We start from the raw sequence: 21,901 nt of genomic DNA, 5'->3' as shown, positions 1-21,901 counted from the left end.
TTCATGCTAGTCCTTTCATTAGAAATGATAAAGATTATAATGCAACTATGTTTAAATAAAAATAAATTATAAATATAAAAAATACTTTAGTAAATAACTATTAATTTAAAGCCATAAATTTGCAATTTTTTTTAATTTTTCCACATCACTTGAAGCATAAAATTCGACATTAGCTTCTTCTTGGATTGATGTTAAGTTAAATTCTTGCTGTAATTGCAAAGCTATAGCTTCACCTGAATGAATAAGTTTTGTATTTTTACCAAAATACTCTGACAAAGAATGAGCAATTAAAGGAAAATGTGTACATGCTAAGATTAAAGCATTAGGATGAAATTTGAGCTTATTGAAATAATACTCAAAAGCAGCTTTTAAAAAATCTCCTTGAAAAATCCCTTCTTCAACCATAGGCACAAAAAGCCCAGTTGCTTTTTCTTCTACTTTTAAAAAGCCTTCTTTAATTAAAGCTCGTTTATAAGCGTGAGAATCAACGGTAGCTTGGGTTGCAATGACTAATATATTGGAGTTTTTATCTTCTAAAGAGTTTTTAACCGCTAAAACCCCTGCTTCTATAACCCCAAGAACTGGAAATGATGCATTTGCTTTTAGAATTTCTAAAGCGTGTGCACTAACTGTATTGCACGCAATAATAAGCATATCGACTTTTTTTTCTTTGAAAAACTCCAAAGCTTCTAGGGAAAATTTAATGATGGTTTCTTTATCTTTAACTCCATAAGGCACTCTTGCGGTATCCCCATAGTAAATATATTCTTTAAAAAGTTTTGCTTGAAGTAAAGATTTTAAAACACTAAGCCCACCTACACCGCTATCAAAAACGCCTAGTCTCATCAAAATCCTTAAAAGAGAAGAAAGTAGAAAATCTACTTTCTTATAAACCTACTGCGCTTAAAGTTTGGTATTTATTCATATAAATTTGAGCTTCAATCTTTCTCATCGTATCAAGAGCAACTTGAACAACGATCAATACAGAAGTTCCACCAAAATAAAATGGCACACCAAAGAATTTAACTATCAACCAAGGTAAAGTAGATACTAATCCTAAATAAATAGAACCCGAAAGCGTTAATCTTGAAGCAACTTCATTTAAATAATTTGCAGTTCCTTCCCCTGGTCTAATTCCTGGTATAAATCCACCTTGTCTTTTAAGATTTTCAGCTATATCTTTTGCATTAAAGACAATTGAAGCATAAAAATAAGCAAAGAAAATAACAAGTAAGAATGTTAAAATATGAAAGAAAAATCCGTTTGGATTTAAAAAATCATAAATTTTTAACACATATTCATTTGTACTCGTTTGTAAAATAGTACTTGGAAACATCAAAATCGCACTTGCAAAAATAGGAGGAATTACCCCGCTTAAATTTATCTTGATAGGAATATAATTCATAATGCGTTTGTTTTGATTTTGCATGATTACTTTTCTTGAGTAAGAAATAGGAATTCTTCTCTCTCCAAGTTCTACTACTATAATAGCCCAAATAGTAAGTAAAATTACAACTAAAATAGCAATGATAGTCAAGAAATTCATTTCACCTGTATTTACCAAATTTACCGTTCCACTAATTGCACTTGGGATAGTAGAAACAATACCACCAAAGATAATTAATGAAATACCATTTCCTATACCGCGTTGGGTGATTTGCTCACCTATCCACATCAAAAGCATAGTTCCTGCTAGCATTGAAACAGCTGATAGTGCTATAAAAGTATTCATATCTATCATAATAGCTGATTGCCCAGCTTTTCCATGTAAGCTTTGCAAGCCTATAGAAACACCTATACTTTGGATTAAAGTGATAGCTATAGTAGCATAACGGATAATTTGCATATATTTTTGCATACCATCGCGTTCTTTTTTCATCTTTCCTATGTTAGGAAAAGTTGCAGCTAAAAGCTCCATAATAATAGAAGCAGTAATATAAGGCATAATGCCTAGAGAGATGATACTAAGTCTTTCAGCAGCACCTCCACTAAACATATTAAACAAGCCTAATGCATTAGAAGCATTAGAATCAAAAAATTCCTTGATAACACTGACATTAACCCCCGGAACTGGAACATAAGCTAATATTCTATAAGCAAATAAAAAAGCTAATGTAATGAGAATTTTATTTGTCAATGCTTTATTCATTATTTTTGTCCGCTAAAAGTGATCTTCTCATCTTTTATTTTACTTGCAAGATCTTTTGCACTAGCTCCAATAAGCTTAATTTTATTAACATTTTTTGAAAGCTTATGAACACTATTGATTGTTTCAAAAGTAATCTCACTAAGTTCTTTTATAGCAGTGATTTTTTCAACATTAATCACATAAGGTTTTTCAAATTTAGAAGTAAAACCAACTTTTGGTAATCTTCTTTGAAGTGGTTGTTGACCCCCTTCAAAACCTCTTTTTTCATTATAACCTTTTCTAGCAGTTTGGCCTTTTCCACCCTTAGTAGAAGTTTTACCCATACCACTACCTTGACCACGACCTATTCTTTTGGTTTTGTGTGTTGAACCTGGTGCTTTTGTTAAATTCATTGATTATCCTTTAAGCATTGTAAGTGCTTTGATAGTAGCACGCACTACATTTGCTGAATTGTTTGAACCTAAAGACTTAGTTAAAATGTCTTTAATACCTGCAAGTTCTACTATAGGACGAGTTGATCCACCTGCGATTACCCCTGTACCTTCACTTGCTGGTTTAAGTAAAATTCTACTTGCATTATATTTTACTTCTACATCATGAGGGATAGTTGAACCCTTTGTTTTAACTTCAACAATATTTTTAAAAGCATCATCAACTGCTTTTCTTATAGCATCTGGAACCTCTTTAGCTTTTCCATAACCTACACCAACTAAACCTTTTCTATTTCCAACAATAACCAAAGCAGTAAATCTAAATCTTCTACCACCTTTAACAACCTTAGTAACCCTGCCGATATCGACGATTACTTCTTCAAATTCTTCTCTATTATATTTTTCCATCGATCTTCCTTTTGGGTTATAGTTTGATTCCATTTTCTCTTAGTGCTTCAGCTAAAACCGCAATCACACCATGGTATAAATAACCATTTCTATCAAACACTGCTTCTTCAATATTTTTTGCTTTTAAAGCTTTTGTAAATTCAGCTGCTATTTTTTTAGCACCTTCTTTATTTGCTTTTACACCAATTTTTCTACCATCAACAGCTGCTAAAGTAACTGCTTTAACATCATCAATAGCTTGGATATATAAAGTTCTGTTTGATTTAAAAACAGAGATTCTTGGAAGAGCTTGTGTTCCTGAAATTTTTGCTCTAATTCTTTTTTTTCTTTTAATTCTTAAAGATAATTTTCTTTTTAATACATTTGCTCTCATATTCTATCCCTTACTTTTTAGATGTTTTACCAGCTTTGCGTATAATACGCTCAGTAGAATATTTAACACCTTTTCCTTTGTAAGGCTCAGGTGGTCTAAATTCACGAATTTGAGCAGCAACTTGACCCACAACTTGTTTATCACTACCTTTAACAATAATATTATTTTTATCAACAGTGATCTCAATACCTTCTGGTATAGCATAGTTTATAGGATGAGAAAAGCCTAAAGCAAGTTCTAATACTTTACCTTTTAATGCAGCCTTATAACCAACCCCATTAATTTCTAAAGTCTTGCTAAAGCCATCAGTTAAACCTATAATAATATTTTGAGTTAAAGCTCTATAAGTTCCCCAATATGCTCTACTTTGTCTGTCTTCACCTTTAGGAGAAAAAAGAATTTGACCTTCTTTAATCTCAACATTAACATTTGCTTTTGTATCAAGCTCTTTTGCCAAATTTCCCTTTTTAAATTTAAGCAAATTACCTTCTAATTTTACTTCTACTCCACTTGGAATAGCAACTGGTTGTTTACCGATACGTGACATATTTTTCCTTTTTATTTGTCTACGATATGACTACTTTTAAAGAATGGATACCGAATACCATAAAAAGTAGAAACTTTTACCAAATAGTACATAAAACTTCGCCGCCAACTCCAGCTTTATAAGCTTCATCGTTAGCTAAAACACCTTTTGAAGTGCTTACTACTATAGTACCATAACCGTTTTTAAATCTTTTAATTTCATCTTTGCCTTTATAAACACGACGACCAGGTTTTGAAACGCGTTTTACTTCATTGATCACGCTTTTACCTTTTTCATCGTATTTTAAAACTACATTGATGAATTTCTTTTTATTTTCTTCAATTACATTAAAGCTTTCGATATAACCTTTAGCTTGAAAAATTCCAAGTAAAGCCTCGATAACTTTAGAATGCAAAAGTTGAGTAGTTTCTAATCTTCTCATCCCTGCATTTCTAATTCTTGTTAGTGAATCTGAAATTAAATCATTTATCATGGTTCTTTCCTCTTACCAACTTGCTTTTTTAAGACCAGGAATTAAACCCTCATTTGCCATTTTTCTTAAGCAAACTCTACAAATTCCAAAATCTCTATAAACTGAATGTGGTCTTCCACAAATTTGGCATCTAGTATACCCTCTAACGCTAAATTTAGGTTTGCGGGCAGCTTTTGCAATCATTGATTTTTTAGCCATATTACTTTCCTTTTGCAAATGGCACGCCAAATAATTCTAATAATTTTTGTGCCTCTTTATCTGATTTTGCTGTTGTAACGATAGAAATATTCATACCATGAGTTCTTAAAATTTTATCATATTCAACTTCTGGGAACATTAACTGCTCGTCTAAACCAAAGTTGTAATTTCCTCTTCCATCAAAACCATCTCTTGGAAGACCTCTAAAGTCTTTCACACGAGGAAGTGCAATGGTAATTAATTTATCTAAAAAAGCATACATATTATCTTTTCTTAAAGTTACCATAACACCTACTGGGAAGCCTTCTCTCACTTTAAAACCAGCAACTGATTTTTTAGCTTTTGTGATAACTGCTTTTTGTCCAGCTATTAAAGAAATAGTATCAGCAACATTTTGCAATACTTTTTGATCTTTAGCTAATTCTCCAGCACCAACACTTATAACAACTTTTTCTATAAAAGGTATAAGCATAGGATTTTTAATATCAAATTCTTTTACCAAAGCAGGTTTGATATTTTGAGTGTATTTTTCTTTTAATCTCATCATTTTACTCACCTGCCTTTGCTACATTTGAAATATCCATTGGCATTTCTTTATTTACAAAACCACCATTTGGATTTTTATCACTTGGTTTTACAGCTTTTTTAGCAATTTTACAACCCTCAACAATTACTTTATTTGTTTTAGGAAAAACTGCTAAAACTTTACCTGTTTTACCTTTGTCATCACCTGCGATAACTTTTACCATATCATTTTTTTTGATTTTTAATTTCATTACAACACCTCCGGTGCTAGTGAAACGATTTTCATAAAGCCACCATATCTTACTTCACGACCTACTGGTCCAAAAATACGAGTTCCGATAGGCTCTCTTTTAGCATCAAGAATAACTGCTGCATTTTCATCAAAACGAATCAAAGAACCATTATCTCTATGAATTTCTTTTTTAGTTCTTACTATAACAGCTTTAACTACTTGACCTTTTTTTACTTTACCATTTGGCAAAGCTTTTTTTACAGATGCAACTATTACATCACCTATAGTAGCGTATCTTCTTTTACTACCACCTAAAACCTTAATACACATTAATTCTTTTGCACCGCTATTATCAGCAACTGCAAGCCTAGTAAAACTTTGAATCATTACTCAACTCCTGCTGATACTATAGTTTTTAAACGAAATGATTTTCTCTTAGAAAGTGGTCTGCACTCTATAGCAATTACAGTGTTTCCAACTTTAAGTTCATTTCTTTCATCATGAATTAAATATTTTTTAAAGCGTTTTACGATTTTTCTGTATTTTGGGTGAACCACTTTTCTTTCAACCAAAATAGTAGCTGTTTTATCGCCAGCTATTTGAACAACAACGCCTTGAATTTCTCTTTTAAATGCCATTGTCTATCCTTATTTTAAAGCGCTAATTGCAGTATTGATTCTAGCGATGTCTTTTTTAACTTCGCTAATTTCTTTAGGATTAGTTAGCTGCATTGTTTTTAGCTTTTGTCTTAAAGTAAATAAAAGCACCTTTTTTTCTTTTAGCATTGTTGCAAGCTCACCTGCTGTTTTATCTTTAATCTCAGTATATTTCATTTTGGCTCTCTCTTGTAACAAACTTAGTTTTAAATGGTAATTTATGCATAGCTAAAGTTAAAGCTTGTCTTGCCATTTCTTCATTAACTCCTGCCATTTCATAAATGATACGACCTGGTTTAATGTTCATCACCCATTCCTCAACTGCACCTTTACCTTTACCCATACGAGTTTCTAAAGGTTTTTTAGTTAAAGGTTTATCAGGGAAAACTCTAATCCAAGTTTTACCTTGTCTTTTTACAAAACGAGTTAAAGCAATACGAGCTGCTTCTATTTGGCGTGAATTTATACGGCCAGCTTCAGTTGCTTTTAGGGCAAAATCACCAAAAGTAAATTCAGTCCCTCTGTTGGCATAACCTCTGTTACGCCCTTTCATCATTTTACGATATTTTGTTCTTTTTGGCATTAACATGATTATTTACCTCTTCTTGCTCTTCTTGGTTTTTTAGCCGGAGCGTTTTCTTCGGTTTTTTCAGGTTGAACACCTTTTTGTAAAACTTCACCTTTGAAAATCCATACTTTAATACCTATATTTCCATAAGTAGTATGGGCTTCTGCAAAGCCATAATCAATCTTAGCTCTTAAAGTATGAAGTGGAACACGTCCTTCTAAATACCATTCAGTTCTTGCCATTTCAGCTCCACCTAAACGACCAGAAACTGAAACTTTTATACCTTTAGCACCTGCTTTTTGCGCACCTTGAATTACTTTTTTCATAGCTCTTCTAAAAGCAATTCTTTTTTCAAGTTGTGTAGCAACACTTTCTGCAGCAAGTTGAGCTGAAGCACCTGCTTTTCTTTCTTCTTTAATGTTGATATTTACTTCTTTACCAATTAAGTTTTGAAGTTCTTTTCTTAATACATCAACATCACTACCTTTTTTACCAATAATGATTCCTGGTCTTGCAGCAACAACAGTTACTCTTAATTTTTTCGCTGTTCTTTCTACAAGGATTTGGCTAATTCCAGCATAATATAATTTTCTTTTTAAGAAAGTTCTGATTTTATAATCTTCACCAATATTTTCTGCCATATTAGCTTTAGTAGGAAACCATCTTGATTCCCAATTTCTATTAATTCCTAATCTTAAACCAATCGGATTTACTTTTTGTCCCATATTAGCTTTCCTTTTTCACTGATGCTTTTTTAGCTTTTGTAGTTTTTTCAGCACTTACTTCTGCCTTGCTAACTTCTACTAAAATATGTGAAGTTGGCTTTCTAATACGACTAGCGCTTCCTCTAGCTCTTGGTCTAAATCTTTTTAAAACTGCACCAGCATCAACACGGCAACTTGAAACAATCACTTCATTTGCTTCAAAACCACCATTTGCAACAGCACTTGAAATAGCATTTGCTATGAATTTAGCACCTTTATTTGGCATAAATTTTAAACTAGCTAATGCAAGTTCAGCATTCATTCCCTGAACTTCTCTTGCGATTAATCTTGCCTTAGTTGGAGATAATCTTATGAATTTAATTAACGCTCTACTCATAAATTTCCTCCTTACTTACCAATTTTTTTCTGAACAGAGCCTTTGTGACCCTTAAAAGTTCTAGTAGGTGCAAATTCACCCAATTTATAACCTATATGATTTTCAGTTATATAAACTGGTATAAAACTTTTTCCATTATGAACGTTAAAAGTTAAACCTATCATATCAGGTATTATAGTGCTGCGTCTTGACCAAGTTTTAATTGGCTTACCATCATTAACTTTTTTAGCAGCGATGACTTTTTTCATTACATGATCATCAACAAAAGGACCTTTTTTTAGTGACCTAGCCATCTTATTTTCCTTTTCTTCTTGAGATTATTAGCTTATCGCTAGCTTTTTTACGACGAGTTTTTGCACCCTTAGTTGGTTTACCCCATGGAGTTACTGGATGACGGCCTGAATTTTTCTTACCTTCACCACCACCGTGTGGGTGATCTACTGGGTTCATAGCAGAACCTCTAGTTTGTGGGCGAATACCTCTGTGACGATTACGACCAGCTTTACCAATAGTCACATTTGACCACTCTTCATTACCAACTTCGCCAATACTTGCCATACATTCAGCTAAAACTTGTCTCATTTCACCACTTGCAAGTCTTAAAATAACATATTTTTCTTCTTTACCCATAAGTTGTGCATAAGCACCTGCTGAGCGGATCATTTGACCACCCTTACCTGGTTTTAATTCTATATTATGAACTATAGTACCAACAGGGATATTTCTAAGCTTCATTGCATTACCTGGTTTTATATCAAGTCCGCTTTCAGCTGCACATACAATATCACCTACACCTAAACCTTTTGGTTGCAAGATGTATCTTTTTTCACCATCTCTATAAGAGATTAATGCTATACGGCAATTTCTGTATGGATCATACTCGATTGCTTCAACTTTACCTTCAATACCAAATTTTCTTCTTTTAAAATCTATAATTCTATAAAGCTTTTTAGCACCTGCTTCTTTATGGCGGCTTGTGATTCTACCATTATTGTTACGACCTGCATGCGCTGGAAGTTTTACAAGCAATGAACGAACACTAGCTTTTGCTGTAATATCTTCTGAGCTTACGCCTGTGATATATCTTCTACTTGGAGTATATGGTTTATATGTTTTAATTGCCATCTTATGCCTCCGAACTTTCTAAGCTAACACCTTCTGGTAGCTTAACATAGAATTTTTTAAAGCTATTTCTTTGACCTTCACGACCTCTAAAACGCTTTATTTTTCCATCCATTTTTAAAGAATTAATTCTTACTGGAGTTACACCAAAATATTCTCTTAATACTTCTTTTAGACCATTTTTAGTCATTTTTGGTGATGTTTGAATTACCACAACACCTTGTTCTTGAAGGTTTAGACTTTTTTCAGTGTAAAGTATTGTTTTTATATCAGTAATATCTGCCATTTTAACCCTCTTTTACGATAGATTCAAGCGCTGCTTTTTCAATAATAACAGCATTAAATACAGATACTAAATAAGCATTAACTTCGTTTACATCTACAACATAGCAATTTGCTAAATTTCTAAATGCAAGAAGTGTTTTTTCATCTAGTAAATCTTTTACTATTAAAACATCTTTTAAACCAAGCTTTTTAATAACTGCATTCGCATCTTTTGTTTTACCGCTTTCAATGCTTAAACTATCTACTGAGAATAATGCATTTTTAGCTGCTTTATCTTCCAATGCTCTTTCAAGCGCTAAGCGTTTTTGTTTTTTATTAACTTTTTGGAAATAGTTGCGGTTGTTTTTTGGACCAAATGCTACAGCACCACCAACCCAAACATTCGTTCTTGTTGAACCAGCTCTTGCGCCACCACGACCTTTTTGTCTCCATGGTTTTTTACCACCACCGCTTACATCACTTCTACCTTTAGTGTGAGCTGTGTTTGCTCTTAAACTTGCAAGGTAAGATTTTACATATAAGTAAAGGTTGTGAGGATTAACTTCTGCATATTTTGCTGGAAGATCGAGCTCACTAGCTTTTTCAAATTTATCATTTAAAACAGTTACTTTACTCATTTTGCAATCCTTATTTTACCCATAGCACCATTATGTCCTGGTACTGCACCTTTTACAACTAAGATGCCATTTTCTTCATCAAATGATACTACTTCGTTTTTCACAGTAACTTTTACATTACCATAATGACCTGCCATTTTCATACCTGGTTGAACACGACCTGGCCATTCGCGGTTACCAATTGATCCGTGTCTTCTGTGGAATCTTGAACCATGACTTGCAGGACCCCCAGCAAATCCGTGTCTTTTAACAACCCCGCTATAACCTCTACCTTTAGAATTAAAGCTTACTTTTAAGATAGAAGCTTCTTTTAAAGGATTAAGATCAATATCACCTGCCTCTGTGTTTGCTACTTCTAAAGAAGCAAATCTATTATATTCAGCTGAAAGATTATATTTTTTTTGCTGACCTGCAATGCATTTATTATTTGCTTTGCCTTTTACATAAGCAACCAAAGCTTTTCCATTTTCTACTTCACATACTTTAGTTTGAACAAGTTTAAGTAAGGTTACAGGAATGCTTGGTGTGCTGATTGTTCTACTCATACCAATTTTTTCTACAATGTATTCCATATTCTATCCTTATTTACCCATAGCTCTTACTTCAACATTGACCTCTGGAGCCAAGTCAAGCTTAGTAAGTGAATCTACTGTATCTGGAGTAGCTGCTACAATATCAAGCATACGAGCATGAATTCTCATTTCAAATTGTTCGCGTGAGTCTTTGTTAATATGCGGAGATTTCAAAACTGTGTATCTTTTGATTTTTGTAGGCATTGGCACTGGACCTCTGATGTCAGCACCTGTTCTTTTAACAGCTTCTACAATTGCTGCAACTGTGCGATCTAGAACTCTGTGGTCATAAGCTTTTAGCTTAAGCCTGATTCTTTCCATATTTTTTCCTTTATAAAGAACTCGTTAGACCCATAAGAATCTAACCACCATATAAAATGATGTTGAAATTATATAAAAACATACTTTGCTATGTCAAGAAATTTATACATTTTTTTTAATTATTTTCCTTCTAAGAAGGATAAAAATTAAATTTTATAAATTTTACAAGATTTTTTATGCATTAAGAAAATCTAAGAAAAAATATAGTATGATTTTAAAATCTAAAGGGGCATTAGCTCAGCTGGGAGAGCACAACGCTGGCAGCGTTGGGGTCAGCGGTTCGAACCCGCTATGCTCCACCATTTGGTATTAAAGAAACCTATGAAATCACTGCAATTTTTTTACGATAATTACCCAAAATTTCAAAAATTTGATGAAAGAAAAATTAAAATTCAAACTCATAAAAACATCATTATAAAAGGTGGTTTTGCAAGTGGTAAGAAAAATTTGATCTTAAATTTTTTGTCTTTGTATAAAGCAGAAAATATACTTTTTATTGATTGTGATGATTTAAAATTTCAAGCAAGTGCTTTAATAAATTTAAATTCATTTTTAACTTATAATCCACAGATTAAATTTTTAGCACTTTGTAATTTTGCTCATGATTTTGACTTTGCTAGTTTAAAACATCTTAATTTGCAAATCATATTAAGCGTTTGTGATAGTAATTTTTGCTTAGATCAGTTTGAAGAACTTCATTTAGATTATTTAGATTTTGAAGAATTTTTAAGCCTAAACAAAAAATATGCTGATACCAAAACCATGGTAAGTTATTTTTTACACACAGGACGCAATGTGATTTTAAATCATAACTTTAACACAAACTCATCGTACTTAAAAAGCTTTTATACTCCATTAGAGCTTACTATACTCAAACAAATTGCCTTAGAACTTGGGAGTGAATTTAGCGTTAATGAGTTATTAAAAACACTAAAAAATACCATAAAAATTTCCAAAGATACCTTATATAAAAGCATAGAAAAACTAGAATCAAACTACACTTTGTATTTTGTAAAAAATTTTGAAAAAAATTTAAAAAAAGTATATTTTTGGGACTTTTCACTAAAAAATTCTCTAAGCATACAAAAAGACTTTAGCGCTTTGTTTGAAAATTTAATTTTAAGCGAGTTGTTTAAATTTAAACAAGAAATTTTTTACACCAAATATTTTGATTTTTACTTACCAAGTCTTAAAAATGCATTTTTATGCTCACCCTTTAAAGATAAAGATTTGCTTAGCTTAAAAGTCAAAAAAATTCTTAGCAAAAATCAACTTGCGCTTTCGACTATTTATATCATCACACTTTCACAAAGAGATGAATTTTTCATTGAAGGGGTGCGTGTGATGATTTTACCTTTTGATGAGTGGACCTTGGGTAATTAATCTAGCTCATCAAGCTTATGTTGTTCTATAATAGAAATAATAAGCTTAGTGTAATTACTTTTAATCTCTGAATATTTTTCTAAATGACCTGCTGCTTCTTTGCCATCAAGTTTTTCATTTTCGCTTATCGCATTCCACCGCCAAGTTCTAAATTCTTTATAAGCATCATGGCGATTCAAATTAAGCAAGTATGAATCCACACTTTCTTGCAAACTATCAAATATACGAATTTTGTGAGTTTTACCTTCACCTCTTTCTTTTGGAATCAAACCTTTTTCACCCCAAGTCCATTCTCCAAATAAATTATTTGCCTCTTTAGCAAAACGACTTGTACCAGTTGCACTTTCAATAATGGCTTGAGCTATGGCTAAAGACTTTGGCACCACTTGAATACGCACGCGATATTCATGCAAATCGTATAAATTTTTCACACGGTATTTTTCTTTTAATAACCATAATTTTTTTATAGCATTAGAATTTAAAGACCTAAAATTATTTTTTAACGCTTCTTTGAAAAATGATTCTACAAATTCTTTTTCTTTTTCCACTGCCTCAAATGAAACATCTAACAAAGCATTGATTTTTTTAATAAAAACCTCACGCTTTTCTTTTATATTTAAAGCATAATATTGTGCATCAAATCCTGCTACAAATTCAGCTTTTAAAAATAAAACGCTACTAAGTAAAATTATAATCAGCTTCAAAACAGCACTTCACCTTTCCTCTAAAAAATATTTGATCCTCTTCTAATCTAAAATACAAACTTTCGTTACTTTTTGGCTTTATCAAAATATCATCTTTTACTTTTTGATTTAAATATGCAAGATAAAAACAAGCTCCCATACCTGTACCACAAGCTAAAGTCTCATCTTCCACCCCGCGCTCATAAGTTCTAACTCTTATAAATTCATCATCTTCTACTTTAGCAAAATTGACATTTGCATTGTATTTTTTACGCACTTCCTTACATAAATTTATATCAAATTCACTTAAATCATCAACAAAGGTTACTATGTGCGGAACTCCCGTATTACATCCTTGCCAAATTCTATCTTTATACTCAAAAGCTTCTTTAATATCCTTTATTCCACTAAGTTTGATTTCAACTATATCATCATCAACAAAAGATTTTATAAGTCCTGCGCCGGTTAAGAAATTTAAATATTGAGATTTTTTTAAATGATGATGAGCAAAGTGCGCTGCCGCTCTTGAGCCATTGCCACACATACTTGCCTTACTCCCATCACAATTATAAAATTCCCATTCAAAATCATATCTATCATGAGGTACTATCACTATAAGCCCATCAGCACCTATGCCTTCATAACGATTACAAAGAATTTTAGCTAATTCGCTACGATCTTTTTTTTCACTATCTGCAAATATTACAAAATCATTCCCACTAGCACAGTACTTATAAAATTTCATTTTTTAACCTTTAAAAAGTGTGTTTTAAAAAATTTAGCACATTTTTCTCAAAATTTTCATAACTTGAAATATTTTTTATCACAAAATCTGCTTTTTTTAATTTTTCCTCTATGTCAAGTTGTAAATTTATCCTTTTTAAAGCTTCTTTCTCATCTAAATTATCTCTTTGCATTAATCTTTGAAGTAAAAGTTCTTTTGGAGCATAAATCAATATGCTTTTTCCTAAATTTTGATAGTGATTGTTTTCAAAAAATAAAGGTAGCTCTATAAAAAAAGCTTTGTTTTTTTTATCTAAAATTTGGGCTTTTCGTAAAATCACTTCTTTGATTTTAGGATGTAAAAAATCTTCTAGCTTTTTTTTAGCATTTAAATCATTAAATACAATAGCACCAAGTTTTTTTCTATCTATTTTTCCTGCTATGATTAAATCATCATCGTTAAAAAGCTTAGCTATGGAATTTGCATTTTCATTTAAAAGCTCATGAGCTATCACATCTGCGCTTAAAGTATCAAAACCCAAATTTTGAACTATTTTTATAAAGCTTGACTTTCCACCTGCTATGCTTGAAGTTACAAAATAAGCATTTTGCATAATTTAACCTTAAAACATTTTTAGTTAAAATACCTTTTAAATTCTTAAAGGAAGATAAATGAATATAAGCTATGAAGATGCGGGCGTAAGTATAGACAATGGCAATGCTTTTGTGGAGGCAATCAAGCCTTTAGTAAAAGAAACTTTTAATAAAAATGTTTTAGGTGGCATAGGCTCTTTTTCAGGTGCTTTTGCTATGCCAAGCGGTTTTAAAAATCCTGTTATGTTGGCAGCAACTGATGGAGTGGGTACGAAGTTGCGCCTTGCTATTGATAGTCAAAAATTTGACACTATAGGCGAGGACTTAGTAGCAATGTGTGTGAATGATTTGATTTGTAATTTTGCTACGCCTTTGTTTTTTTTAGATTACTATGCAAGTGCAAAATTAGATGTAGAAGTAGCTAAAAAAGTTGTAGCAGGGATTGCTAATGGTTGTAAAAAAGCAAATTGTGCCTTAATAGGCGGAGAAACCGCTGAAATGCCTGGAATGTATCATAGCAATGACTTTGATTTAGCAGGTTTTTCAGTGGGTATGGCTGAAAAAGATGAGATAGATAGAAGAAATTTTGTAAAAAATGGAGATATCTTGCTAGCACTTCCTAGCAGTGGGCTTCATTCTAATGGGTATTCTTTAGCTAGAAAAGTATTATTTGAAGCACAAAAGCTTAAGTTTGATGATAAAATAGATGGTAAAAATTTAATCGATATTTTACTTGAACCTACAAGAATTTATGTAAAAGACTTTTTAAAATTAAAACCATTTATCAATGCACTAGCTCATATCACTGGCGGTGGTTTAGTAGAAAATTTACCTAGAGTTTTCCCAAGAGGAATAGGTGCTATCATTAGAAAACATCATTTAAAAACTCCTGAAATTTTTTACCAAATAGGCCAAAGTGTAGAAGAAGCTGAAATGTATAGAAGCTTTAATATGGGTGTGGGTTTAGTTATGGTAGTAGATCCATCTAATGTAGGAAAAGTTTTAGAAAGCTCAGATGCTTATGTAATAGGCGAAGTTGTGCTAAATGAAGGGGTTGTTTTAGAGTGATAGCTAAACCATCACTCTAAATTTATGCAAAATACCAAGCTATTAGGATATTTAAAGCCATTCCTACAAGCAACATAGGAGTAGATCTTTTAACAATGGCTATAGGATCTAATTTTGCAAAACCTGCCAAGGCTAAAATTCCACCCGATATCGGCGAGGCAGCACGCCCTAAACAAGAAGCAATCTCAAGTGGCAAAGCTAGCGAGATAGGATTAATCCCTAGTTTTTGAGCAATATCTGGAGCAAGTCTTCCAAAAGCATTAAAGGCAGCAATCCCACTACCCATAATCACACTTGCAAAATACACAATAAAGCTTAAAACCATAATAGTAAGCAACACAGCAGAAGCCCCCATAGAAGATACTGCTAAGGCTAAATGTTCTATACCTTTTAACGCTTTAATGCCTTCTGCAAAAATAGAAGCTGCAATGATAATACAAACAACACTTACAAAAATTTCTGCCATAGCTTTTAGTATCACCATTAAATCATCTGCAAGTTTTTTTGCATCTTTATGTCTAACATACTCTAAAATAAAAACCAAACTTATACTTAAAAAATTAGCACTCACCACATCTAACTTCACTTTATACCCATATAAACTTGCAAAATAAGCACCAAATAAAAACACTATAGGAAGCCAAGGCAAGAAAATATAAAATAAAGGGCAATTTGGGTTTTTTATTTCCATGTGTTCGATATTATCTACAACACCTTTTGCTAAGTCTTTTTTGTCCATATAACTATAATAAAACGGAATAAGCAAAGCTATCACAACAACATAAGCTATAACAGGATAAATTTGGTATTCAAAAAACATAGCAACAACATTTTCAATGCCTACCATATCTGCTAAATTTATAGAATTTCCATCTTTAGGACCATAATCAAGTGCGATTAATGATAAAACCGACACAGCAGTAATAGGACGAATTCCTATGGCAATTAAAACAGGATAAATCGAAACAAGCAATAAAAGCAACAATCCAGTGTAACTTGAAATAACTATTTTTAAAGCCATACCCACTACAAAAGTTCCACTTAAAACTAGATATTTATTTTTAATCTTGCCTAGTGGTTTATTTGCTACAAAAGCTAATTTTGCTGAAGCATTAATGTGTTTCATATAAGCTGCAAAACCTGCAACAGACATTATAATAAGCCCCACACCAGCTAAGTTAGTTTTAAAAGTTTGAGTTACAAAGCCAAAGACATCAAAAACAGGATTTCCTAAGCTTTGTTTTAACACAGACTCACCAGTTGCTAAAGAAATGATGATTAAAATAATAATACCTGAGAGAAAAAAAGTAAAGATAGGATTGTATTTTTTAAGAATAAAATAGGCTACTAAAAATACACAAAATAAAGTAGCCACAACAGAAAGAAAAACCTCCATAAAACCTCCTAATTTTTGTATTTAGTCTATTTTACGGGGTTTTTCTTAAAAAAACTTGATTATTTTACAGGGTGCAATTCGTTTGCATAAAAACTTACTGAGTTCATACCTTCTTTGATAGCCCATTCATAAGCTTTTGCTACGAATTCCCAGTTAATGTGCGCGTAGAATTTGTCTAAATACGCAGGGCGCGCATTACGGTGATCTACATAGTAAGCATGCTCCCATACATCAACTACTAAAAGCGGAACCTTACCTTCAGTAATAGGTGTAGCAGCATTACTTGTAGCTACTAGTTCTAATTTTTGATTTTGAGTATTATAAACTAGCCAAAACCAACCAGAACCAAATACTCCTGTAGCACCTTTAATAAATTCTTCTTTTAAATTCTCCATAGAGCCAAAATCTTTTTCAACTGCTGCTTTAAACTCATCACTTAAAGAACAGCCACAGCCACAGCATGTTTTTGGTTTAATGCAATCAAAATAAAAGTCATGATTATAAACTTGAGCAGCGTTGTTAAAAACCCCACCATTTGAGTTTTGAATAATATAAACTAAATCTTTTCCTGCAAATTCAGTATCTTTGATAAGATTGTTTAGGTTATTTACATAAGTTTGATGGTGTTTGCCATGATGAAACGCAAAAGTTTCTGCACTTAAAAAGTCTCCAAAAGCATCTGCTTCATAAGGTAGTTTTCTTAATTCAAACATTTTGTTCTCCTTTTTTAAATTTTATAGCATTCTAACATAGTTAAATTAAAAAAGACTAAATGAGTCTTTATTTTTCAAAAAGTATTACTTTGCCTTGATCTAAGCTTTTTGCTACATCGATAATGCGTTGGTTTTTACTACCTTTAAATTTTAAAGATAAGTCTTTTTGCTCTAAAATAAACTTCCCATCGATTAAAACATCAGCTAAGATAAGTAATTCTTTCTTTGGTTTTTCTTGCAACAACTCTTCATAAGTAAAACCTGTATATATAGTAAGATCAAGCCCTAAAGTCTTAATGTGCTTTGCTAAAATGCTTAAATTTTTTGCTTGCATAAAAGGCTCTCCGCCACTAAAAGTAACACCTTGAAGCAAAGGATTTTTACAAATCTCATCATACAAACTTGCTAAATCTTGCAAATATCCTTTGTTAAAATCGTGCGTTTGTGGATTATGACAAGCTTTGCATTTATGAGGGCATCCTTGAGTAAAAATCACATAACGCAAACCATAGCCATCGACTATGGATTCTTTTATAACACCAGCTAATCTAAGAAAAATCGTGCTTAATTCTTGCATGAACTTCAGCTTTTTTAGCATCATTAAAACGATCAAGCGTTCCTACTAAATAACCCGTGATTCTTCTGATGCGCTCAAATTTAATATCATCTTCTTCTCTATGACACTTTGGACAAAACTCATCTATCACGCCACTATAGCCACAAACTGGATCCCTATCTAGTGGGAAATTAATCGAGCCATAGCCTATATTGCTTTCTTTCATGCATTTTATAATGCGTTCAAAACTTTCTAAATTCTTACTTACATCGCCATTTAATTCTACATAAGTAATATGCCCACCATTATTTAACTCATGATATGGGGCTTCTATTTGAATTTTTTCATAGATATTGATAGGAAAATCCACAGGAATATGAAAGGAATTAGTATAAAATTCTTTATCAGTTATGCCTTTTAAAATGCCGTATTTTTTTTGATCTAGCTTTAAAAACCTTCCACTTAAACCCTCAGCTGGAGTAGCTATGAGTGAAAAATTCAGTTTATCTTTACGCGCTTTTTCATCGACAAATTCACGCATAAAACGCACGATTTGCAAGCCAAGCTCCCTTGCTTCTTGACTTTGTCCATGATGAGAACCTATCAAAGCTATTAAACTCTCACAAAGTCCTATATAACCTATAGCCAAAGTCCCGTGTGCAATAACTTTTTCTACGCTATCATTTTCTTTTAAAGTATCTGAATCTATCCAAACTCCCTCGCCCATTAAAAATGGGAAATTTTTAACCTTTTTTAGACTTTGAATTTTGTATCTATGAAGTAATTGCTCATACACAAGCTCTAATTTTTCTTTTAAAAGTGAGTAAAAAAGCTCTAAATTTCCTTTGGCTTCTATGGCTAAACGCACAAGGTTTATACTTGTAAAGCTTAAATTTCCCCTGCCACTTGTGATTTCTTTGCTCTCATCATAAACATTTGCCATAACCCTAGTTCTACAACCCATATAAGCTACTTCGCTATTATAATCGCCCTTTTTATAGTATTTTGCATTAAAACTTGCATCTAAAAAGCTAAAATTTGGAAAAAGTCTTTTAGAAGCGCATTCTATGGCAAGCTTAAAAAGCTTATAGTTTGGATCTGTTTCATTATAATTAACACCCTCTTTTACTTTAAAAATTTGCACAGGAAAAATTGGCGTTTCGCCATTTCCCAAACCTCTCATCGTAGCTTTTAGTAAATTTTCTATCACCATTTGCCCTTCAAAAGATGTATCAGTGCCATAATTTAGCGTGCTAAAAGGCACTTGGGCTCCTGCTCTTGAGTTCATAGTATTAAGATTATGTATTAAAGCTTCCATAGCTTGAAAAGTCGCATCTTGAGTTTGCTTTAATGCTCTTTTATAAGCATAAGCGTTTGCTTGTTTTAAAAAATTCTCATCGCTATTTAAATCAAGCTTTAAAAGCTCTTTGAAGCATTCTTTTTCGCTTGAAACTTGAAAATTAGCATTTTTAAAGCATTGCTCATCCAAACTTTGCTCTAATTTTATTTCAAAAAAAGCATTTATAGCCTTTTTATACTCTTTTTGAAAAGTCTTTGCCACGCCTTTTACCATAGCAAAATCAAAATTGGGTATAGATTGACCCCCATGCATCTCATTTTGATTAGCCTGCAAGGCAATACAAGCTAAAGAAGCGTAAGATCTAATATCGTTTGGCTCACGCAAGCTTCCATGTCCCGTGCCAAAACCCTTTTCAAAAAGCTTTAATAAGTCTATTTGACAGCAAGTTTGTGTTAGCATATAAAAGTCTTTATCGTGTATGTGTATATCGCCGTTTTTGTGTGCATTTGCGATATGTTTTGGCAAAATACACTCATCTACATAGTATTTTGCGCCTTCTGAGCCATATTTTAACATCATACCCATAGCGCTATCTGAATTAATATTTGCATTTTCTCTTTTTAAATCAGCTTCTTTAGAATCTTTAAAAGTTAAATCATCATACAAACTAAGTAAATCACAACTACCATTGCGAATTTGTGTTCTTTTTTGACGGTATAAAATATAAGATTTTGCAGTATTGACTAAGGTATTTTTGATTAAAACTTCTTCAACTTTATCTTGAATTTGCTCTACTTGTGTGTGCTTTTCATCAAGCAAAGCTACAACCTCATCACAAAGCTTATCTAAAAAATCTTTGTTTAATTTTTCATCTGTGGAGTTTATATTAGCTTTGAAAATAGCATTTTTGATTTTAAAAATATCAAATGCAACTTGACTCTTATCTCTTTTTATAATAAATTTTATTTTCATGGAAATTTTCCTAAAAAATAATCTCTAAGTGCTTAAAAATAGCACTTTAAAAAGATAAGTGTAGTACAAAAACTTGATGAGAAACTTAAAAAGATAAAAGAAAAATTCACACAAAAAATGTGTGAATTTGATTATTTTAGCTCCACGCCTTTTACAGCATAAAGTTTATCAATACCACGGTTTCCAAACATTTTTTGAGTATTGCAATCTTTTTGAATATTCCATTCATCTAGCTCGTGATGAAAATTTTTACAATTATGGAAAAGATAGGCCATGGTAATTACATTTTGTACATCCCAATTTGCAACGCTATGCTCATATGCATGGCAGTTTTCAAAGCAATGCGCCATTCTAGTAGCATTTGAAGTCTTCCAATGCAACAAAGAGTGGTTAAATTTAGTACAATTAAAAAACATATAAGACATATCTTTTAGACTTTGTGTGTTCCATTTTGATAAGTCTTGATTGAAATTTTTGCAGTTAAAAAACATACTTGCCATATTTTCAACCTTAGAAACATTCCAACGCGACAAATCTGCATTAAAACTTTCGCAACAATAAAACATATAAGACATATCTTTAGCATTTGATACGTCCCAACGTTCAATACCTAAAAAATCTAGTCTTTTAGAATAATAAAACACATAAGAAAAATCATCTACCAAAGATACATCAATATCTTTTAGAGAAATTCTTTCATTGTGCACCAAATTCATCAACTCATTTTTGTTTTTAGGTCTATACATTTTACCCCTCCTTTTTTGTATATTTTAAAAAACAAGTGTGAAGTCAATATAAATTTAATGAAATTAAACAAAAGATTTTAAATATTAATAATTATTAATTTAAAATTAACTTAATATAAATATATATTTACAAATTAATAAATAATTATAGATAAACGGATAAATTTTGATAAAAAATAAAAAAATAATATTGTGGAGAAAATATAGAGTGGTGACCCATACGAGACTCGAACTCGTGTTACCGCCGTGAAAGGGCGATGTCCTAACCGCTAGACGAATGGGCCATTTAAAAGTAATAAAGTTGAAATTATATCAATTTTTACTTAATAAATATTTAAGGCATTAAAATAACCTTAAATATCTATTTCTATTCCTACAGGAGCGTGATCAGAACCAAAAATATCATCTCTTATAAAAGCATTTTTAAGCTTATCTTTTAAACCATTAGAGATGAAAAAATAATCAATCCTCCAGCCTACATTTCTTTCTCTTGCCTTCATTCTATAGCTCCACCACGAATATTTTTCTTTAATATCGCCATTTACATATCTAAAAGTATCAACAAATCCAAGCTCTAAAAGATCATCTATCCAAGCACGCTCAATCGGCAAAAATCCTGAAGTTTTTTCATTTGCTTTTGGATGAGTTAAATCTATCTCACGGTGAGCTGTATTTACATCTCCACATATAATAATTTCTTTGCCTTCTTTTAAAAGTTTGTCCAAATACACTAAAAAATCATTGTAAAATTTCATTTTAAAACTTAATCGCTCTTCATCTTTTTGACCATTTGGAAAATATATATTAAACAAAGCTATATTTTTAAATCTATGCTCTAAAACCCTACCTTCATCATCATCAAAAAATTCACATTTTTTAGTTTCACAATCAAAATTTAAAAGGCTCATTACGCCTGAATATCCCGCTCTTTTAGCACTATTAAAATACATATGTTTAAAATCATATTCATAAATTCTTTTTGGAAATTTTTCTTCGTGTGCTTTGATTTCTTGAAAGCCTATAAAATCTATATTTTCTTTTTCTATCCAATCAAGTGCATTTTTATCACAAATTGCCCTTAGGCCATTTACATTCCATGATAATAATTTCATAAAATACCTTTACTAATCTTCTTTTGTTGCTATTTTATATGCGATTTATTAATTTTATTCAAATAGACTAAGTTTTTA

At 31.7% G+C, this 21,901-nt stretch carries 33 protein-coding genes and 2 tRNA genes; 3 read left to right on the top strand and 32 right to left on the bottom strand.

Features of this window, described 5'->3' with window-relative positions; translation table 11 throughout:
- Nucleotides 1–105 precede the first annotated feature (105 nt).
- From murI to rpsJ, 22 genes are all read right to left on the bottom strand, one after another.
- The gene (gene murI / locus CLLT_RS00400) at nucleotides 106–846 is read right to left on the bottom strand and encodes a glutamate racemase (RefSeq protein ID WP_012660831.1); all 741 of its coding nucleotides are present in this window, start codon (nucleotides 844–846) and stop codon (nucleotides 106–108) included.
- Between the two features lie 40 nt (nucleotides 847–886).
- Nucleotides 887–2,149: a preprotein translocase subunit SecY gene (gene secY, locus CLLT_RS00395; RefSeq protein WP_012660830.1), complete on the bottom strand. Its 1,263-nt coding sequence runs from the start codon at nucleotides 2,147–2,149 to the stop codon at nucleotides 887–889.
- Nucleotides 2,149–2,541 carry a 50S ribosomal protein L15 gene (gene rplO, locus CLLT_RS00390; protein WP_074692217.1) on the bottom strand — a complete coding sequence of 131 codons (393 nt, stop codon included), beginning with the start codon at nucleotides 2,539–2,541 and terminating at the stop codon, nucleotides 2,149–2,151. Before rplO ends, secY begins: the two co-directional genes overlap by 1 nt.
- 3 nt (nucleotides 2,542–2,544) lie before the next feature.
- Nucleotides 2,545–2,988, bottom strand: a complete 444-nt coding sequence (gene rpsE, locus CLLT_RS00385; protein ID WP_039617161.1) for a 30S ribosomal protein S5 — start codon at nucleotides 2,986–2,988, stop codon at nucleotides 2,545–2,547.
- A gap of 16 nt (nucleotides 2,989–3,004) precedes the next feature.
- Nucleotides 3,005–3,361: a 50S ribosomal protein L18 gene (gene rplR, locus CLLT_RS00380; protein ID WP_074692220.1), complete on the bottom strand. Its 357-nt coding sequence runs from the start codon at nucleotides 3,359–3,361 to the stop codon at nucleotides 3,005–3,007.
- A gap of 10 nt (nucleotides 3,362–3,371) precedes the next feature.
- Nucleotides 3,372–3,908, bottom strand: coding sequence for a 50S ribosomal protein L6 (rplF, locus tag CLLT_RS00375; RefSeq protein WP_012660826.1), 537 nt, complete (start codon nucleotides 3,906–3,908; stop codon nucleotides 3,372–3,374).
- A 76-nt stretch (nucleotides 3,909–3,984) separates the two neighbouring features.
- Entirely contained in the window at nucleotides 3,985–4,380 is a 396-nt protein-coding gene (gene rpsH / locus CLLT_RS00370; RefSeq protein WP_012660825.1) for a 30S ribosomal protein S8, read from the bottom strand.
- 12 nt (nucleotides 4,381–4,392) lie between these two features.
- Entirely contained in the window at nucleotides 4,393–4,578 is a 186-nt protein-coding gene (locus CLLT_RS00365) for a type Z 30S ribosomal protein S14 (protein WP_012660824.1), read from the bottom strand.
- Nucleotide 4,579: 1 nt separating this feature from the next.
- On the bottom strand, nucleotides 4,580–5,125 hold the full coding sequence (rplE, locus tag CLLT_RS00360) for a 50S ribosomal protein L5 (protein ID WP_012660823.1): 546 nt from the start codon (nucleotides 5,123–5,125) through the stop codon (nucleotides 4,580–4,582).
- Between the two features lies 1 nt (nucleotide 5,126).
- Nucleotides 5,127–5,354 carry a 50S ribosomal protein L24 gene (gene rplX / locus CLLT_RS00355; protein WP_039664935.1) on the bottom strand — a complete coding sequence of 76 codons (228 nt, stop codon included), beginning with the start codon at nucleotides 5,352–5,354 and terminating at the stop codon, nucleotides 5,127–5,129.
- Complete coding sequence (gene rplN / locus CLLT_RS00350) at nucleotides 5,354–5,722, bottom strand: 50S ribosomal protein L14 (protein ID WP_070255702.1); 369 nt, start codon at nucleotides 5,720–5,722, stop codon at nucleotides 5,354–5,356. The genes rplX and rplN overlap by 1 nt, the downstream gene beginning before the upstream one ends.
- A complete protein-coding gene (rpsQ, locus tag CLLT_RS00345; protein WP_012660820.1) occupies nucleotides 5,722–5,973 on the bottom strand; it encodes a 30S ribosomal protein S17 in 252 nt (83 codons plus the stop codon). Before rpsQ ends, rplN begins: the two co-directional genes overlap by 1 nt.
- 9 nt (nucleotides 5,974–5,982) lie before the next feature.
- Nucleotides 5,983–6,168, bottom strand: a complete 186-nt coding sequence (rpmC, locus tag CLLT_RS00340) for a 50S ribosomal protein L29 (protein WP_012660819.1) — start codon at nucleotides 6,166–6,168, stop codon at nucleotides 5,983–5,985.
- Entirely contained in the window at nucleotides 6,155–6,580 is a 426-nt protein-coding gene (gene rplP, locus CLLT_RS00335) for a 50S ribosomal protein L16 (protein ID WP_012660818.1), read from the bottom strand. The genes rpmC and rplP overlap by 14 nt, the downstream gene beginning before the upstream one ends.
- A gap of 2 nt (nucleotides 6,581–6,582) precedes the next feature.
- The gene (gene rpsC, locus CLLT_RS00330; protein WP_074692222.1) at nucleotides 6,583–7,284 is read right to left on the bottom strand and encodes a 30S ribosomal protein S3; all 702 of its coding nucleotides are present in this window, start codon (nucleotides 7,282–7,284) and stop codon (nucleotides 6,583–6,585) included.
- A 1-nt stretch (nucleotide 7,285) separates the two neighbouring features.
- Nucleotides 7,286–7,660: a 50S ribosomal protein L22 gene (gene rplV / locus CLLT_RS00325; protein WP_012660816.1), complete on the bottom strand. Its 375-nt coding sequence runs from the start codon at nucleotides 7,658–7,660 to the stop codon at nucleotides 7,286–7,288.
- Between the two features lie 11 nt (nucleotides 7,661–7,671).
- On the bottom strand, nucleotides 7,672–7,953 hold the full coding sequence (gene rpsS, locus CLLT_RS00320) for a 30S ribosomal protein S19 (RefSeq protein WP_012660815.1): 282 nt from the start codon (nucleotides 7,951–7,953) through the stop codon (nucleotides 7,672–7,674).
- A gap of 1 nt (nucleotide 7,954) precedes the next feature.
- Complete coding sequence (gene rplB / locus CLLT_RS00315; protein ID WP_074692225.1) at nucleotides 7,955–8,785, bottom strand: 50S ribosomal protein L2; 831 nt, start codon at nucleotides 8,783–8,785, stop codon at nucleotides 7,955–7,957.
- Nucleotide 8,786: 1 nt separating this feature from the next.
- Complete coding sequence (locus tag CLLT_RS00310; protein WP_012660813.1) at nucleotides 8,787–9,068, bottom strand: 50S ribosomal protein L23; 282 nt, start codon at nucleotides 9,066–9,068, stop codon at nucleotides 8,787–8,789.
- Nucleotide 9,069: 1 nt separating this feature from the next.
- Nucleotides 9,070–9,684 (bottom strand): 50S ribosomal protein L4, encoded by a 615-nt coding sequence (gene rplD / locus CLLT_RS00305; RefSeq protein WP_012660812.1) that lies wholly within the window; start codon nucleotides 9,682–9,684, stop codon nucleotides 9,070–9,072.
- Nucleotides 9,681–10,256: a 50S ribosomal protein L3 gene (gene rplC / locus CLLT_RS00300; protein WP_070255705.1), complete on the bottom strand. Its 576-nt coding sequence runs from the start codon at nucleotides 10,254–10,256 to the stop codon at nucleotides 9,681–9,683. Before rplC ends, rplD begins: the two co-directional genes overlap by 4 nt.
- Nucleotides 10,257–10,265: 9 nt before the next feature.
- Nucleotides 10,266–10,577, bottom strand: coding sequence for a 30S ribosomal protein S10 (rpsJ, locus tag CLLT_RS00295; protein ID WP_012660810.1), 312 nt, complete (start codon nucleotides 10,575–10,577; stop codon nucleotides 10,266–10,268).
- 226 nt (nucleotides 10,578–10,803) lie between these two features.
- On the opposite strand from rpsJ, the gene CLLT_RS00290 reads away from it, so the two are divergent.
- Nucleotides 10,804–10,879 (top strand) — tRNA-Ala (locus CLLT_RS00290).
- A 19-nt stretch (nucleotides 10,880–10,898) separates the two neighbouring features.
- Entirely contained in the window at nucleotides 10,899–11,960 is a 1,062-nt protein-coding gene (locus tag CLLT_RS00285; RefSeq protein ID WP_012660809.1) for an ATP-binding protein, read from the top strand.
- Here CLLT_RS00285 and CLLT_RS00280 read toward each other — a convergent pair.
- From CLLT_RS00280 to coaE, 3 genes are read right to left on the bottom strand one after another with little or no spacing between them, the layout of a single operon-like run.
- Nucleotides 11,957–12,664: a glucosaminidase domain-containing protein gene (locus CLLT_RS00280; protein WP_012660808.1), complete on the bottom strand. Its 708-nt coding sequence runs from the start codon at nucleotides 12,662–12,664 to the stop codon at nucleotides 11,957–11,959. The two genes, CLLT_RS00285 and CLLT_RS00280, sit on opposite strands and share 4 nt — an antisense overlap.
- Nucleotides 12,639–13,388, bottom strand: a complete 750-nt coding sequence (gene dapF, locus CLLT_RS00275) for a diaminopimelate epimerase (protein WP_074692228.1) — start codon at nucleotides 13,386–13,388, stop codon at nucleotides 12,639–12,641. The genes CLLT_RS00280 and dapF overlap by 26 nt, the downstream gene beginning before the upstream one ends.
- Nucleotides 13,389–13,398: 10 nt before the next feature.
- On the bottom strand, nucleotides 13,399–13,980 hold the full coding sequence (gene coaE, locus CLLT_RS00270) for a dephospho-CoA kinase (protein WP_074692230.1): 582 nt from the start codon (nucleotides 13,978–13,980) through the stop codon (nucleotides 13,399–13,401).
- Nucleotides 13,981–14,038: 58 nt separating this feature from the next.
- Here coaE and purM point away from each other — a divergent pair, with 58 nt between their 5' ends.
- Nucleotides 14,039–15,028, top strand: a complete 990-nt coding sequence (gene purM / locus CLLT_RS00265) for a phosphoribosylformylglycinamidine cyclo-ligase (RefSeq protein ID WP_074692233.1) — start codon at nucleotides 14,039–14,041, stop codon at nucleotides 15,026–15,028.
- A gap of 22 nt (nucleotides 15,029–15,050) precedes the next feature.
- Here the strand turns inward: purM and dcuC are convergent, their stop codons facing one another.
- The 7 genes from dcuC to CLLT_RS00230 all read right to left on the bottom strand — a co-directional run bounded on the left by dcuC (nucleotide 15,051) and on the right by CLLT_RS00230 (nucleotide 21,823).
- A complete protein-coding gene (dcuC, locus tag CLLT_RS00260) occupies nucleotides 15,051–16,424 on the bottom strand; it encodes a C4-dicarboxylate transporter DcuC (RefSeq protein ID WP_074692236.1) in 1,374 nt (457 codons plus the stop codon).
- Between the two features lie 59 nt (nucleotides 16,425–16,483).
- Nucleotides 16,484–17,137 (bottom strand): superoxide dismutase [Fe], encoded by a 654-nt coding sequence (sodB, locus tag CLLT_RS00255; protein WP_074692238.1) that lies wholly within the window; start codon nucleotides 17,135–17,137, stop codon nucleotides 16,484–16,486.
- A 67-nt stretch (nucleotides 17,138–17,204) separates the two neighbouring features.
- Nucleotides 17,205–17,714, bottom strand: coding sequence for an anaerobic ribonucleoside-triphosphate reductase activating protein (gene nrdG / locus CLLT_RS00250; RefSeq protein WP_074692240.1), 510 nt, complete (start codon nucleotides 17,712–17,714; stop codon nucleotides 17,205–17,207).
- Nucleotides 17,686–19,965: an anaerobic ribonucleoside triphosphate reductase gene (locus tag CLLT_RS00245; RefSeq protein WP_074692243.1), complete on the bottom strand. Its 2,280-nt coding sequence runs from the start codon at nucleotides 19,963–19,965 to the stop codon at nucleotides 17,686–17,688. Before CLLT_RS00245 ends, nrdG begins: the two co-directional genes overlap by 29 nt.
- Nucleotides 19,966–20,096: 131 nt before the next feature.
- Nucleotides 20,097–20,711: a BspA family leucine-rich repeat surface protein gene (locus tag CLLT_RS00240; protein WP_074692246.1), complete on the bottom strand. Its 615-nt coding sequence runs from the start codon at nucleotides 20,709–20,711 to the stop codon at nucleotides 20,097–20,099.
- A 209-nt stretch (nucleotides 20,712–20,920) separates the two neighbouring features.
- Nucleotides 20,921–20,995, bottom strand: a tRNA-Glu gene (locus CLLT_RS00235).
- A gap of 69 nt (nucleotides 20,996–21,064) precedes the next feature.
- Nucleotides 21,065–21,823, bottom strand: coding sequence for an exodeoxyribonuclease III (locus tag CLLT_RS00230; protein ID WP_012660799.1), 759 nt, complete (start codon nucleotides 21,821–21,823; stop codon nucleotides 21,065–21,067).
- Nucleotides 21,824–21,901: the final 78 nt, after the last annotated feature.

The organism is Campylobacter lari subsp. lari, from assembly GCF_013372185.1.
Lineage (GTDB): Bacteria > Campylobacterota > Campylobacteria > Campylobacterales > Campylobacteraceae > Campylobacter_D > Campylobacter_D lari.
The sequence above is the reverse complement of the archived record's forward strand: the minus strand, read 5'-3'. Positions and strand labels throughout refer to the sequence as shown.